This is a genomic window from Actinoallomurus sp. CA-150999, from assembly GCF_050942425.1.
Classification (GTDB): domain Bacteria; phylum Actinomycetota; class Actinomycetes; order Streptosporangiales; family Streptosporangiaceae; genus Actinoallomurus.
In genome coordinates, this window is sequence record NZ_CP192063.1 from 8,919,647 (window position 1) to 8,933,600 (window position 13,954).

The following is a 13,954-nucleotide window of genomic DNA, read 5'->3' on the forward strand; positions in this document are numbered from 1 at the left end:
GGTCAGACGAGCTCCGGGTCGTGGGCGAGGGCGGCGGCGCCGAGAAGACCGGCCTCCGCGCCCAGTTCCGATGGGACCACTGTGACACGCCGGACGAAGGCGAGGCCCGCGTAGTCCCGCATGGCGCGGACCAGGGGTGGCTCGAGGACATCCCAGGACCGGGACACGCCCCCGCCGATGACGACGCGATCGAGGTCGCAGAGGGCGGCGGCCGACGCGATCCCGGCGGCCAGGCCCCGGCCCGCGCGGTCGAACGCCGCCAGGGCCACCTGATGGCCGGCGCGCGCGTCGGCCGCGAGCGCGGCGCCGTCGGGCGCCGGGTGCGTCCAGCCGTTGGCGCGCGCCCAGCGGACCATGGAGGTGCCGGAGGTGAACGTCTCGACGCAGCCCCGTGACCCGCACGGGCACCGCTCACCGTTCAGGTCGACCGTGGTGTGCCCGATGTGCCCGGCGTTTCCGGTCGGCCCGGCGTACACCTTCCCGTCGAGGATCAGCCCGCCGCCGACGCCGGTCGAGACGACCATGCCGAGCATGGCGCGGCTGCCGCGTCCGGCGCCGTGGCGGTACTCCGCGACGGCGCCCGCCACGGCGTCGTTGACCAGCGTCACGGGCGGGCCGCCGAGCAGGGCGGCGAGCCGGTCCCGTACGGGGAAGCCCCGCCAGGAGGGGATGTTCACCGGGCTGGCGGTGCCGGCGACGGTGTCGAGCGGCCCGGCGCAGCCCATCCCCGCTCCGATGACGGTCTCCTCGCCCATCGCCTCGGTGACCGCTGCGGCCAGCGCCGTCCAGATCGCCTCGGCGTCGCCGGGCGGGGTGGGCCGGGTGGTGCGCCCGCGCAGCCGGCCGTCTTGGTCGACGAGGGCCGCGGCGAGCTTGGTGCCGCCGATGTCAATGGCGAGGACGGCGTGCCCGGGCGACCGGCCCGTCGCCGGGGCCGTCTCGGGTACCACGCCGGTCAACTTCGAAGCTCCAGCACACGCACACCATAAGGCCCGAGCACGATCTCTTCATCCCCGGGATGTCCGTTTTCCGCGACGAGCGGCCGGACGGCGAGTTCGGCGTCCGCCTGGCTGACGAGAACGGCGAACCGGGCCCCGTCCGCGCGCACCAGGACGTCGGCGGACACGCGCGGATCCGCGACCCGCACCGGCCGACGCGCCCCGGCCAGCGCCGCGAGCGCGTCGTAGATCCGGTAGGTCGGCTCGGGGTTCACGCGGGGCGTGACGGCCGCCATGTGCTCCAGTGGATAGGTGCACAGGACGGTCCACCCGTCGCCGCATCGTTGCCGCAGGAGGGCGGGCCGGCCGTGGCCGTCGACGGCGACGACCTCCGCCGTCGTGGGCCGCACCGGCAGGTACGCGCGGCTGTGCGCGGTGCCGCCGGCGCGGAACGCCAGCGTGGTCCCCTTCTCCAGCGTACCGAGATCGGCGGTGAGGGTGAGCTCGACGACGTCGTCCTCGATCGGGTCGACGAGCCCGTACGTCAGCCGGTGCTCGACGCCGAACATCGCGTTCATGTGGGAGTACCACGGCCCGCGCTGCCCGCCGTGCGGCCCCGCGCTGTACGACACGTACACGACCGCACCGCCGCGGGCGAGGTCCTCCAGCCGGTGCCAGCCGGGGGCGGTCAGCTGCTTGGCCGAGGGGACGAGGTACAGGCGGGCGTCGCCGGCGATGCCGTCGGACTCCCGGGTCACGCCAGGCGCCAGGTCGGCGGCGCGGGCGGAGACGTACGCCTGCCGGAGCGTGGCGAAGACATACGTGCGGTCCTCCGCCTCGGTGAACGGGAACCCGCCCTCGAGCACCTGGGGCACCACCAGCGCTGTGTCGGTCTCGGCCCGCTCGCAGCCCGCCAGGTCGATCTCGGCGAGCGTACGGGCGAAGTCGCGCATCTCCCGCAGCACCGGCTTGGGCGTGCCGTCGACCGTCGTCAGGCCGAAGTGCAGCTCGAACGGATGGTGGCTGTACGGCGGCTGGTCGACCAGGTCGAAGTCGGTGTTGTTCCACGCGACCCAGCCGGTCGCCCCGGCCAGCAGGCTGTTGTAGAGGACCTGCCGGTAGTAGTGCGCGGCGTTGTCGTCGGCGACGAAGTCGGAGGAGCAGCCGAACTCCTCCAGCACCACCGGCCGCCCGAACGTCCCAGCCAGCTCGCACACGAACGCCGCGCCGTAGTGCTGGCGGACCAGGTCGTCCTCCATGCGGTAGACGTGTGGGCCGACGAAGTCGGTGAGCGCGGCTAGCGCGCGGACCGAGAAGCCGTTGTCGACCCCGCTGACCTCGACGCCCCAGGCGCCGTCCCCGATGGACACCGGCTCCTTCGCCCCGGCCGCGTGGACCGCCTGCACCATGAGCTGCGCCCAGCTCGTCACCCGCTCCTCCGGGGCGATCCCACCGTAGATCGGCATCTCGTTGGTGATCAGCCACCCGGCGATCGCCGGGTGGCCGGTGAACCGCCGCGTCATCTCCTCGGCGAACCACGTCTGCCGCGCCACCAGCCACACGTCCGCGTACAGGTCGCGGCCCTGCCGCCACGCCGGGTCCCAGTTCTCCCCCGACATGTGGCCGACGATGAACGTCGGGATCGTCCGCATCCCCCGCTCGGCGTGCGCCTCCAGGAAGTCGGCGTACCGCTCCGCGAGCGTCTCGTCGATCCGGTCCGGCTCCGGCATGAAGTCGGGCCAGTAGAAGAACGACCGGGTGACGTTCAGCCCGTGCTCGGCCAGCACGTGGAGCTCGTGGCGGACGACCCCCGGGTCGTACGAGCGCCACATCAGCGGGCCGCCGGTCCGGGACCAGAAGTTCGCGCCCAGCCACGCCGGTCCGGGCAGCTTGCGAGAGTCGCGTCGCATTGGGGAGCCTTTCGCTAGGACTTGACGGCGCCCGCGGTGAGCCCGTGGACGAGGAAGCGCTGCAGGGCCAGGAAGCCGACCACCACCGGCAGGCTGATGACCAGGGACGCGGCCATCACCTGGTTCCAGTAGACGTTCGCCTGGGTGACGTACCCGCGGAGGCCGACGGCGAGCGTCCGCGTGTCGTCGTCGGTGAGCACGGAGGCGAACAGCACCTCGCCCCACGCCGTCATGAACGCGTAGATCGCGACGGCGACGACGCCCGGCGCGGCCACCGGCAGCACGACACGGAAGAGCGTGCGCATCGGGCCGGCGCCATCCACGCGCGCCGCCTCGTCTAGCTCGCGCGGGATCGTGTCGAAGTACCCCGCGATGAGCCAGATCGAGAACGGCAGGGCGAACGTGAGGTAGGTGATGGTCAGGCCGGTCCGGCTCCCGTACAGCCGGATGCCGGTGTACCGCTCGACGTTGACGAAGATCAGGAACAGCGGCAGCAGGAACAGGATGCCGGGGAACATCTGCGTCGACAGGACCGCCGTCATGAACGTGCCGCGCCCGGCGAACCGGTACCGACTGACGGCGTAGCCGGCCAGGATCGCGATCACCATCGAGCAGAGGGTGGCGGAGACGGAGACGATCAGGCTGTTCACGAAGTAGCGGCCGAGCGGCACCGTACGCCACATGTCGACGAACGGCCGGAACGTCACGTGCGTCGGCAGCCAGGTGAACCGGCCCTGCACGTCCTTCAGCGGTTTGATCGACGAGACCGCCATGACGTACAGCGGAATCACGGTGAACAGCGCGAGCAGGCCGAGGACGACCGGCCGCGCCCACCGCAGCGTACGAGACTCACGCATGGCGCTCCCTCACCCGTCCGATTCCGAGGTACCCGAGCGTGACGACCATCAGGAACGCCAGGAGCAGCACGGACATCGCCGAGCCCAGCCCGAAGTTCCAGGTGATGAAGGACGCGTTGTAGATGTGGATGGAGATCATGTCGGCGGCCGCGGGCGGCTGGTCGAACAGGGTGTAGGCGGTGGTGAAGTCGTTGAACGTCCACAGGAACAGCACCAGCAGCAGCACCCGGTCGACCGGCCGCAGCAGCGGGAGCGTCACCCGCGTGAGGAGGCGCAGCGACCCGGCGCCGTCGATGGCCGCCGCCTCGTACAGGTCCGCGGGGATGCTCTGCAGCCCGGCGGTGATCGTGAGGAACGCGAACGGCCACAGCCGCCAGACCAGGATGACCACCACGGCGGCGAAGCTGCGATCGCCGAGCAGCCAGAACGGATGGCCGTGCGCCAGCAGCAGTTCGTCGGACAACAGGGCGTTCACCAGGCCGGTGTCGCGCTGGAACATGAACCGCCAGGTGATGACCGCGGTGAACACCGGCAGCGCGTACGGCACGAGGAACAGCGTCCGCAGCGCCGCGCGGCCCGGGAACGGCCGCTGCAGCAGCACGGCCGCGGCCAGGCCGAACAGCCAGCAGCAGACGACGACCACCGCGGTGATCGCGACGGTGATCAGGAAGGAGTGCAGCAGGTCCTTGCCGACGGGCCCGTTCGTGTTCACCGCGATCCGGTAGTTGGCCAGCCCGCCGTACGGCGCCTGCGTCCAGTTGCGGATGAAGAACTGGGTCAGATGCAGCAGGCTCATCCACGCCCCGACCAGCATCGGGACGATGTGGACGGCCAACTCGGCGACGAGGGCGGGCAGCAGCAGAAGGTACGGCAGCGCCTTCGCGAGCCGGGGCCGCCGCCATGGTCGCGGACGCCCGGGAGCCCGCGCGGGCGCGCTCCCGGGCGCCTTGGTCGTCCCGATCACCGGCGCTCCCTGCGGGGCGTTTCCGGACGCTTCGGCACGCTCATCCGCCGGCCTGCATCTTCTTGTTGGCGTCGGCGAGGCGGGCCTTGATGGTGGCGTCGTCGACCGGGCGGCCCGCGGCGGCGTCGGCGATCAGCCCCTTGACGGTGTTGCCGACGAGGGTCTCGAACTGCGCCTCCTGCGGGATCATCGGCAGGGTCTCGGCGGCCTCGGCGAGGACCTTGCGGAACGTCTGGATCGCGGGCGTCTGGAACTTCGGGTCGTCGTACGCCTGCGGGACCACCGGCAGGCTGCCCCACGCCGCGTTGAGGATCTTCTGCTCGTCGGGGCTCGTGAGGAAGTCGACGAGTTTGAGGGCGCCGTCCTTGTTGCCGGAGTTCTTGAACACGCCGATGTTGATCCCGGCGACGTGGCTGGCGACGCGGCGGCCACCGGCCGGCAGCGGATCGGGCAGCGGGATCTGCTCGACGCCGTACTCATCGTCCTTCATGCCGTTCTCGCGGACGCCGGCGGTCGCGTAGCTCTGGATCATCATCATCCCGAACTTCCCGGCCGCGAAGTCCTTGAGGATCTGGTCGTCGTTGACGTACTCCGCGTCGGCGGGATCGACGACCTTGTCGGTGCCGAGCAGGTCGAGGTACTGGCGGACGCCGGCCACCATCGCCGGCGAGTCGAAGCCGGGCTGCCCGCCCTGGAAGAGCCGTGCGCCGTTCTGCGCGCCGAACATGAACGCGAAGTGCGCGCCCTCGGTGTAGCTCGCGCCGAGCATGCCGACGCCGTACCGCTTCTTCGCCGGGTCGGTGAGCCTCTTGGCGTCGGCGACGAGCTCCTGCCAGGTCCGGGGCGGGTTCTTCAGGCCCGCCTGCGCGAACAGCTTCTTGTTGTAGAACAGCCCGTACGCCAGCCCGTACAGCGGCACGAACCCCGGGGGCTTCCCGGCCGCGCCCGTCGAGGTGAGCGTGGAGGGGATGAAGCGGCCCCGGCCGCCGACCTTGGCGATGGTCGCGTCGTCGAAGGACTGGAACGCCCCGGTCGCCTGGAGCGAGGCGGACCAGGTGTTGCCGATGTTGAGGACGTCGGGGCCCTTGCCGCTGGAGGTCGCGGCGAGGATGCGGTTGAGCAGATCGGGCCAGCCGATCACCTCGAGCTTCACCTTGATGCCGGTGCGCTGCTCGAACTTCTTCAGCTCCGGGCCGAGCACCTGCTGATCCTGCTGGATGGAGCGTCCCTGGTTGCTGGCCCAGTAGGTCAGCGTCTTCGGGGACGACTTGTCCCCGCCGCCGCCTCCGCAGCCCGCTCCGGCCATGACCATGATGGCGCCCGTAACGAGCGCCGTGATTCGGCGTGCCTTCACTTGGTGAACTCCCATCAGCCGTCATGGAGGCACCCCGGTCGAGCGCGGACCGGCCGTGGGCGTCTCTCCGAACAACCGCTGGAAATCCGTCGCCTCGATACGATCACTAAACCGGTTTAGCGTCAACCGTTCCGGGCGTTTCTCGGGGCCGGACCCGTGCTGCCCCGTGGTGTCAGCACGGGCGCGGCGTGGCGGCCGCTCTCGACGGGTTGCCCGGCGACCAGGTCGAGCAGGCGGCGCGCCACCTCCGCGCCGTAGGAGGCGATGTCGACGCCGACCGCGGTCAGCGGCGGGTGGACCAGCCGGCAGAGCACCGAGTCGTCCCAGGCGACGATGGACAGCCGGCCCGGAACCGGCACGCCCATCTCCCCGGCCACCCCCAGCCCCGCCAGGGCCATCACGTCGTTGTCGTAGACGATGGCGGTCGGCGGCTCCGGCGCCGCGAGCAGCCGCCGCGTCACGCGCGCCCCCTCCTCACCCGTGTAGTCCGTGGACACCGAGGTCGTCGTCAGGCCCAGCGCGCCGGCCGCCGCCTCGAACGCCGCGCCCCGCGCGGTCGTGTGCCGCAGCTCCGGCGGCCCGGCCACCCGGGCGATCCGCCGGTGGCCGAGGGCCGCGAGGTACTCCACGACGGAGCGCACGGCCTCGGCCTCGTCGTTCCACACTCCGGGCAGCCCGCCGAGCCCGTCCGGGCCGCCGATCACGATCGCGGGCAGCCCGAGCTCGGCCAGCAGCCCGATCCGCTCGTCGTCCACCCGCAGATCGACCAGGAACACCCCGTCCACCCGGCGCTCGGCCCACCAGCGACGGTAGGCCGCCACCTGCGTCTGGCCGTCTTCGGCCATCTGGAGCAGGAGCGCGACGTCGCGCGCGGCGAGCTCGCCCTCGATCCCGGAGATCAGCTGCATGAAGAACGGCTCGATCCCCAGCGTCCGCGCGGGACGGTCCACGACCAGCCCCAGCACGCCCGCCCGGCCACCGGACAGCGCGCGGGCCACACGGCTCGGCCGCCACCCCATCTCCCGCGCGATGTCGAGGATGCGGTCGCGGGTCGCGGCGGACACCCCCGGCCGGTCGTTCAGCGCGAACGAGACGGTGCTCTTGGTGACGCCCGCCCGGCGCGCGATGTCGGCGATCGTCGGACGCTTCATCCCGCCTCCCCCGATTGGCTAAACCGGTTTTGTACTTCCTTGCGACTGTATCGGGAAAGGGCGTTGACATCATTTCTGCGACGGATTAGCTTGCAATCGCCGATGGCATCCGGTCGAGCGCGGACCGTCCTTCCGGATCTCTTCCGGCCCGCATCATGGCACCCTGGGGTGCATGCGAGTGCGGTGCGTCGGAGCGATCGTCCATGACGCCGACGGGCGGCTGCTGGTGATCCAGCGCGGCCACCCGCCGGGCGAGGGCCTGTGGTCACTGCCGGGCGGCCGGGTCGAGCCCGGCGAGACCGACGCCGCCGCGGTCGTCCGCGAGATCGCCGAGGAGACGGGCCTACAGGTCGAGCCCGGACCGCTGATCGGCTCGGTGGACCGCCCGGCCCCGGGCGGGGTGACGTACGACATCCGCGACTACGCCGCCACGGTGACCGGCGGCGTCCTGCGCGCCGGCGACGACGCCCGCGCGGCCCGCTGGGTCGACGCCGAAGAGCTGGCCGCCCTCCCGACGACCACCGGCCTGCTCGAGACCCTCGCCTCGTGGGGCGCCCTCCCCGCCCCCCGCTGACGGTCCACGTTGCCGCCCCGTAACGCGCTATCCCGCGTTGCGCGGCGACAACCGCTGGGTGATCCGGTCGAACAGCTCCGTCAGCGGCTCGCCGACGTCCCGACCGAACTCGGTCAGCCCGTAGGTGACCTGGGGCGGCGTCGTCGGCTCGACCTCCCGCCAGACCAGGCCGTCCTGAACCAGCGCGCGCAGGGTCTGAGCGAGCATCTTCTCGCTGATGCCCTGGATGCTCTCGCGCAGCTCGTAGAACCGCAGGGCGTTACTCCGCAAGGAGATCAACACCCAGACGCCCCACCTGCTGGTCACGTGGTCGACCACATCGCGCGCGGGGCAGTCGGTGTGAAGTACCTCATACCGCTCCACTGCCTCGGCCTGTGTGTGCTGCGAGCCTCCCGCCACGTGATGAGCTTACCTAAAGGTATGTCCTTACCAAAAGTTAGCCCGGCTCCTAGCGTGCAGATCACAGAGGACATCGGAGAAGGAGCTGATCATGATCGTGGTGACCGGGGCTACCGGGAATGTGGGCCGGCCGTTGACGCGGGCGCTGGCCGAGGCGGGCCGGCAGGTGACGGCGGTGTCACGGCACACGGCGGCGGTGCCGGACGGCGTCCGCCACGTGGTGGCGGACCTGGCCGAGCCGGCCGGCCTTGAGCCCGCGCTGGCCGGGGCGAAGGCGCTGTTCCTGCTGCTGTCCGCCGACATGCACGCCGCCGGAGCCGGCCCGGCCGACATCATCCGCAAAGCCGTGGTCAGCGGGGTCCGCCGGGTCGTCCTGCTCTCCTCGCAGGGCGTGGCGACCAGGCCCTTCGGCCCAACGCGGATCGCGGTGCGCGCGGTGGAGGACGCGCTGCGGGAGTCCGGCCTGGAGTGGACCATCCTGCGGCCGGGCGGCTTCGCCTCCAACGCCCTGTGGTGGGCCGAGTCCATCCGCGCGCGGCGGGTCGTCGCCGCACCCTTCGGCGACGTCGGGGTGCCGATCATCGACCCGGCGGACATCGCCGAGGTCGCGGCGGCCTGCCTGCTGGATGACCGGCACACCGGCGACGTGTACGAGCTGACCGGCCCGGAGGTGATCACGCCGCGGCAGCAGGCGGAGGCCATCGCCGCCGCGCTGGGCTCGCCAGTGCGGTTCCACGAGCTCACCCGCGACGAGGCCAAGGCCGCCATGGCCCAGAGCATGCCGGCGGAGCTCGCCGAGGACACCCTGGACATCCTCGGTTCCCCGAGCCCGGCAGAGCTGCGCGTCAGCCCGGACGTCGAGCGGGTCCTCGGCCACGCCCCGCGCCCGTTCGCCGACTGGGCCGCCCGCAATATCGCCGCGTTCCGCTGAGCCGCTCTCAGGACCGGCGAACCGCCTCAGCCGGCGAGCCGGGACGGTCCCGGGCCGGGGGCCGTACGAACAGGTCTTCCAACCTTCGCAGGAGATCAGGGTCGCCGGAGGCGACGGCGCGGCCGTCCTTGAGCCCGGCGGCCAGGTCCGTACGGCCCGAGGCGATGTCGGCGAAGAGGTCTTCGTCGGCCTCGATGACGGCGTCGGGCCGCTGAGCGGGCCCGTGCAGGGTCGCGATCGTGCCGTCGTCGACGTCGGCGTGGAAGACCTCGTCCCCGACCCGGAACTCGTACGTGGCGCGGAGGCCGACGGCGGCCTCGGGGACGAAATAGGCGCGGAGGCCGAGCACGGTCCAGCCCGTGTGGAAGGTCTCACCTTCACGGCGCTCCCCCATCGCCCACTTCATGCCCCACTGGGCGAGGGCGAGCACGGCCGACTCGAGTTCCTCGCCCGCCTCGGTGAGCGCGTAGGCAGGGGTACGGGCCGGGGCGGGCAGCGTGATCTTCTGGGCGAGACCCTCGCGTTCGAGGTGCTTCAGCCGGGCCGAGAGCAGGCCGGTGCCGAGACCGCGCAGGCTGTTCTGCAGGTCGCCGAACCGCTTGGGACCGGTCAGCAGCTCACGGATCAGCAGCAGCGTCCAGCGCTCGCCGACGATGTCGAGGGTGCGCGCGGTCGCGCAGTACTGGTTGTACGATCGCTGGTCCACTTCACCACCATAATGTCCGCACTTCCGATTTTCGAACCATCGGCAGCGCCTCCGCTCGGTGCACACCACGATCTTTACTTCCGATTTTTGAAGTAGTAGCTTCTGTTTTCGGAAACACGAGGAGGAGAACATGAGCGAGGCGCTTTACACGGCCGAGGCACGCGTCACCGGCGGCCGCCAGGGGCACGGGCGGACGACGGACGGCCGCCTGGACGTGGACCTGCGGCTTCCCAAGGAGTTGGGCGGCGACGGCGCGGGAACCAACCCGGAGCAGCTGTTCGCCGTGGGATACGCGGCGTGTTTCGGGGCCGTCCTGGGCATGCTCGGCAAGCGCGAGAAACTGCAGGCCGACGACGCGGTGATCGACGCGACGGTGGCGCTCATCCCGAACGAGAACGGCACGTTCAGGCTCGGCGCCGAACTGAACGTCACGCTGCCCTCGATCGACGACGCCCAGCGCGCCGCCGATCTCGTACGTGCCGCCCACCAGGTGTGCCCCTACTCCAGCGCCACGCGCGGCAACATCGACGTCGTTCTCACGGCGAACGGCGCGCGTCTCTGAGGAACGGCAAGATCGGCCGGCGACTCAGGGTCGGCAGTGTTCATGGCATCTCGTCCAGTGGTTCGGCGGATGGTGGTTTGCGCGTAGCCGGGTAGGAACAACCTTGGGGCGAGGCGCCTCGTCTCGGCCTTTCAGCTGAACGGGATGCCGAACACTCGCATCCACGTCAGAACCGAGGTGACGTGCCGTGTCGACCAGCCTCACCGGCCGATCTCTGCCCGGGCCGGATCGCGGGCCCGCGCCCATGATCACCGGCCGACGTGCGCTCGCCGCACACCTGTCGGTGTACATCTTCGTGATCGTCCCGCTGCTCGCGCTCACCCTCGCGGCCCTCGTGGTGTGGGGCTGGGGCCTGAGCTGGGTGGACATCCTGCTCATGACGATCTGGTACGTGATCACATGTCTCGGCGTGACGGTCGGCTACCACCGCTATCTGACGCATGGCTCGTTCAAGGCCAAACGCGTCATGCGGATAGCGCTGGCGCTGGCCGGCAGCCTGGCCGTACAGGGCCCGGTCATGCACTGGGTCGCCGACCACCGGCGCCACCACGCGTTCTCCGACCGGGATGGTGATCCGCACTCGCCCTGGCTGTTCGGCAACTCGCCGACGGCGATCGCGCGTGGCTTCTGGCATGCTCACCTCGGCTGGCTCTTCGAGCGCGACCTCAGCAACCAGCGCCGGTTCGTGCCCGACCTGCTCGCCGATCGTGACATGCGCGTCGTGCACCGCCTGTTCGGGGCGTGCACGGCGGTCACGCTCGGCCTGCCCGCGGTGCTCGGCGGCCTCATCACGTGGTCCTGGTGGGGAGCGCTCACCGCGTTCTTCTGGGCGGGCCTGGTCCGGATGGCCCTCCTGCATCACGTGACCTGGTCGATCAATTCGATCTGTCACATGATCGGCGATCGGCCCTTCGCCTCGCGCGACAGGTCCGCCAACGTCTGGCCGCTGGCGATCCTCAGCATGGGCGAGTCCTGGCACAACCTGCACCATGCCGATCCGACCTGCGCCCGGCACGGCGTAGGGCGTGGCCAGATCGACGTGTCGGCACGGCTCATCTGGGTGTTCGAGAAACTCGGCTGGGTGTACGACGTCCGCTGGCCGAAGGAGCACCGCCTGGCCCGCCTCTCCGCCACACCGCCCCAGTAGCCCGGAGGCCACGAGCGAGGGGCCGGGTCGACGCCGAAGACCTAACACGCTGTCCGGTGGCCTACTCGGGGTGTACGGCGTCCCAGTGCCGCCGCGCCTCTCCGATCGCGTCCTTGTGCTCGCGGGACCAGTCCGCCAGGCCGGAGACCATCGTTGCGAGGCTCCGGCCCATGGCGGTCAGCCGGTAGTCGACCTGCGGCGGGATGGTGGCGTACACGGTCCTCTCGACGAGGCCGTCCCGGCAGAGCCGGCGCGTCGTCAGGGTCAGCATCCGCTGTGAGATGCCGGGGATCGCCCGCTGCAGCTCGCGGAAGCGCCGGACCCCCTTCGACAGCTCCACGATGACGAGCACGGTCCACTTGTCGCCGATCCGGTCGAGGACCTCACGGATGCCGCAGTCGTCGTCGCCACAAGGACCTGCGGCCTGTGCGCCCCCGGCCTGGGGGGTTACCGCGGTGTGCCCTACGGACATGAGAATGCCTCCTTACGCTCCCGGCAGGTGGTCACGATGCTGGGGCCGGTCATTCGGCAACAACCACCTTGGGGGTCTCATGATTCTCGTGACCGGAACGTCCGGCGCGCTCGGCGGCCTGGTCCACGACCGGCTCGCCGCACTTCCCGGCGTCGACGTGGTGGCGGGCACCCGTACCGCAGGCGGCGGTGCCCGGCGCATCGACTTCGACGACACGGGCTCGCTGGCCGACGGGTTCGCGGGGGTGACCGTGCTGGTGTTCGTCTCGGCCGGGTACGCCGAGGACGACGTGGTCCTCGCCCGGCACGGCGCGGTCGTCGACGCGGCCGCCGAGGCGGGCATCCGGCATGTGATCTACACGAGCCTGGCCGGCTCGGGCGATCGGCTCAGCATCGCGGTGCCGCACCGGTGGACCGAGGACCGGCTCGCCGGCGCCCCGTTCGACGTCACCGTCCTGCGCAACGGACTGTACGCGGAGATGCCCGTCGGATTGGCGCTGATGGCCGCGGAGAGCGCCGCCGCCACCGGCGTGTTCAGCGCGCCCCTGGGCGACGGCAGGGTCGCCGTCGTGGCGCGGGAGGACCTGGCCGACGTCGCCGCGCGGGTCGCCGCGGAGGCGTACGCGGACGTCCATGCCGGTCGCCGTGGCCGGCACGCGGGTCGCACCTATGAGCTCGAGGGGGTGGCCGCAGTCGGCGGCGCGGACATCGCGGCGGTCCTCTCCACGGCGCTCGGCCGCTCGGTCCGGTACGAGCGGGCGGCGCTGTCCGACGTACGCGCCGCGCTCACCGCCATCGGCCTGGAGCCGTACCAGGTCGGCCACACGATCTCGATCTTCTCGAACATCACCGCCGGCTTTCTCGAGCAGCGGGACGGCGATCTGCCGGCGCTGCTGCCGACCGTGCCTCGCCCGCCGCTCGACCTGATCGCCGACGCGATCCGTGCGGGCGGCTTCGCGCCCTCCTCCGTACCGGCCGCGTCTAGACGCTGAGAACCGCGATGGAGCCGATCGGGGACGCTCCCCGATCGGCCTCGTCCCGTCGACCGGATCGCCGGCCACGCCGACGATCCCGGGGCGCTCGGTGGTGATTTCGCCGGACCCGCGGGCCCGGAGGTGGATGACAATGATCCCCGTGACCCGCACCACCGAAGCACCCGCACTGGACATCGCTCAGTTCGTCCCGGGACTGGCCGCGTACGCGTCCACCACCGTACGGCTGCACCCCCGGCCCGGCAGTCCCGGCCCTCGGGACAGCCACATCGGAGGCCCTCTGGCGTGGCCGGCCGCGGAGCCGTGGCCGCACTGCGAGGCCCCCGACTGCGATCAGTACCCGGGAGAGGGTCCGGGATCTCCGATGGTCGCCCTGGCCCAGCTGACCGCCGCGGACTTTCCCGAGATCGCCTTCCCCGAGGGCACGGATCTGCTCCAGATCCTGTGGTGTGTCGGCTACCACTGCTGCGCCGAGCATGCCCCCTGCCGAGTGGTCTGGCGGCGAGCCTCCGAGGTGACCGAGATCCTCGAAGAGCCGCCCGTCCCGGACCTGGAGGACGAGCTTCCGGGGTTCTACGAGACCTACATCCCGCGCCCGTGCGTCCTGCATCCGGAGCGACTGGTCGAGTACCCCTGGCTCTGGGAGCTCCCCGACGACCTCAGGGCCCGCGTCCTGGCATGGAACCAGGACGAGGACGAGTACGAAGAGCTCTCGACCGCTCCCGGCTTCAAGATCGGCGGAACCGTGATCCACGGATCGGCGCCGACCGGCCTGACATGCGTCGCCTGCGGTGCACCGGCCTCCCTGCTCCTGCAACTCGACAACGGTGAGGGCGATGGCCGGTGGTGTGCGGTCGAGGATCGTGACCTGGTCTACGGCACGCCGGAGTACGAGCACGCCTACACGCCGACCGGAATGATGATCGACGTTGGCCCCGGAGGGCTCTTCGCCTGTTCCGCCGACCCCGAGCACCCGGTGCACTTCCACCGGCAGTGAG

15 protein-coding genes are annotated in these 13,954 nt (G+C 71.2%); 6 read left to right on the top strand and 9 right to left on the bottom strand.

The annotated features are described in order from the left end of the window. Nucleotides 1-2: 2 nt before the first annotated feature. The 6 genes from ACQP2O_RS41265 to ACQP2O_RS41290 all read right to left on the bottom strand — a co-directional run bounded on the left by ACQP2O_RS41265 (nt 3) and on the right by ACQP2O_RS41290 (nt 7,174). Nucleotides 3-950, bottom strand: coding sequence for an ROK family protein (locus ACQP2O_RS41265; protein WP_433191317.1), 948 nt, complete (start codon nt 948-950; stop codon nt 3-5). A gap of 5 nt (nt 951-955) precedes the next feature. After that, a complete protein-coding gene (locus ACQP2O_RS41270) occupies nt 956-2,848 on the bottom strand; it encodes a cellulase family glycosylhydrolase (RefSeq protein ID WP_433174638.1) in 1,893 nt (630 codons plus the stop codon). A 14-nt stretch (nt 2,849-2,862) separates the two neighbouring features. Further along, nucleotides 2,863-3,705: a carbohydrate ABC transporter permease gene (locus ACQP2O_RS41275; RefSeq protein WP_433174639.1), complete on the bottom strand. Its 843-nt coding sequence runs from the start codon at nt 3,703-3,705 to the stop codon at nt 2,863-2,865. Then, complete coding sequence (locus tag ACQP2O_RS41280; RefSeq protein ID WP_433174640.1) at nt 3,698-4,669, bottom strand: carbohydrate ABC transporter permease; 972 nt, start codon at nt 4,667-4,669, stop codon at nt 3,698-3,700. Before ACQP2O_RS41280 ends, ACQP2O_RS41275 begins: the two co-directional genes overlap by 8 nt. A gap of 40 nt (nt 4,670-4,709) precedes the next feature. Beyond that, nucleotides 4,710-6,023 (bottom strand): extracellular solute-binding protein, encoded by a 1,314-nt coding sequence (locus ACQP2O_RS41285; RefSeq protein ID WP_433174641.1) that lies wholly within the window; start codon nt 6,021-6,023, stop codon nt 4,710-4,712. 122 nt (nt 6,024-6,145) lie between these two features. Next, nucleotides 6,146-7,174 (bottom strand): LacI family DNA-binding transcriptional regulator, encoded by a 1,029-nt coding sequence (locus ACQP2O_RS41290; RefSeq protein WP_433174642.1) that lies wholly within the window; start codon nt 7,172-7,174, stop codon nt 6,146-6,148. Between the two features lie 172 nt (nt 7,175-7,346). Here ACQP2O_RS41290 and ACQP2O_RS41295 point away from each other — a divergent pair, with 172 nt between their 5' ends. Then, nucleotides 7,347-7,748, top strand: a complete 402-nt coding sequence (locus ACQP2O_RS41295) for an NUDIX hydrolase (RefSeq protein WP_433174643.1) — start codon at nt 7,347-7,349, stop codon at nt 7,746-7,748. Between the two features lie 27 nt (nt 7,749-7,775). Here ACQP2O_RS41295 and ACQP2O_RS41300 read toward each other — a convergent pair whose 3' ends face one another. Next, nucleotides 7,776-8,147 carry a winged helix-turn-helix transcriptional regulator gene (locus ACQP2O_RS41300; protein WP_433174644.1) on the bottom strand — a complete coding sequence of 124 codons (372 nt, stop codon included), beginning with the start codon at nt 8,145-8,147 and terminating at the stop codon, nt 7,776-7,778. Nucleotides 8,148-8,238: 91 nt separating this feature from the next. Here ACQP2O_RS41300 and ACQP2O_RS41305 point away from each other — a divergent pair, with 91 nt between their 5' ends. After that, entirely contained in the window at nt 8,239-9,078 is an 840-nt protein-coding gene (locus ACQP2O_RS41305; protein WP_433174645.1) for an SDR family oxidoreductase, read from the top strand. A 7-nt stretch (nt 9,079-9,085) separates the two neighbouring features. Here the strand turns inward: ACQP2O_RS41305 and ACQP2O_RS41310 are convergent, their stop codons facing one another. Then, complete coding sequence (locus ACQP2O_RS41310) at nt 9,086-9,784, bottom strand: winged helix-turn-helix transcriptional regulator (protein ID WP_433174646.1); 699 nt, start codon at nt 9,782-9,784, stop codon at nt 9,086-9,088. 130 nt (nt 9,785-9,914) lie between these two features. On the opposite strand from ACQP2O_RS41310, the gene ACQP2O_RS41315 reads away from it, so the two are divergent. Both ACQP2O_RS41315 and ACQP2O_RS41320 read left to right on the top strand, forming a co-directional pair. Beyond that, entirely contained in the window at nt 9,915-10,346 is a 432-nt protein-coding gene (locus ACQP2O_RS41315) for an organic hydroperoxide resistance protein (RefSeq protein WP_433174647.1), read from the top strand. Nucleotides 10,347-10,590: 244 nt separating this feature from the next. After that, nucleotides 10,591-11,493, top strand: coding sequence for an acyl-CoA desaturase (locus ACQP2O_RS41320; RefSeq protein WP_433191319.1), 903 nt, complete (start codon nt 10,591-10,593; stop codon nt 11,491-11,493). A 61-nt stretch (nt 11,494-11,554) separates the two neighbouring features. On the opposite strand, the gene ACQP2O_RS41325 is transcribed toward ACQP2O_RS41320, so the two are convergent. Beyond that, entirely contained in the window at nt 11,555-11,965 is a 411-nt protein-coding gene (locus ACQP2O_RS41325) for a winged helix-turn-helix transcriptional regulator (protein ID WP_433174648.1), read from the bottom strand. A gap of 79 nt (nt 11,966-12,044) precedes the next feature. Between ACQP2O_RS41325 and ACQP2O_RS41330 the strand changes: the two genes are divergently transcribed. Further along, on the top strand, nt 12,045-12,956 hold the full coding sequence (locus ACQP2O_RS41330; RefSeq protein WP_433174649.1) for an NmrA family NAD(P)-binding protein: 912 nt from the start codon (nt 12,045-12,047) through the stop codon (nt 12,954-12,956). A gap of 142 nt (nt 12,957-13,098) precedes the next feature. Continuing rightward, on the top strand, nt 13,099-13,953 hold the full coding sequence (locus ACQP2O_RS41335) for a hypothetical protein (protein WP_433174650.1): 855 nt from the start codon (nt 13,099-13,101) through the stop codon (nt 13,951-13,953). Nucleotide 13,954 lies beyond the last annotated feature (1 nt).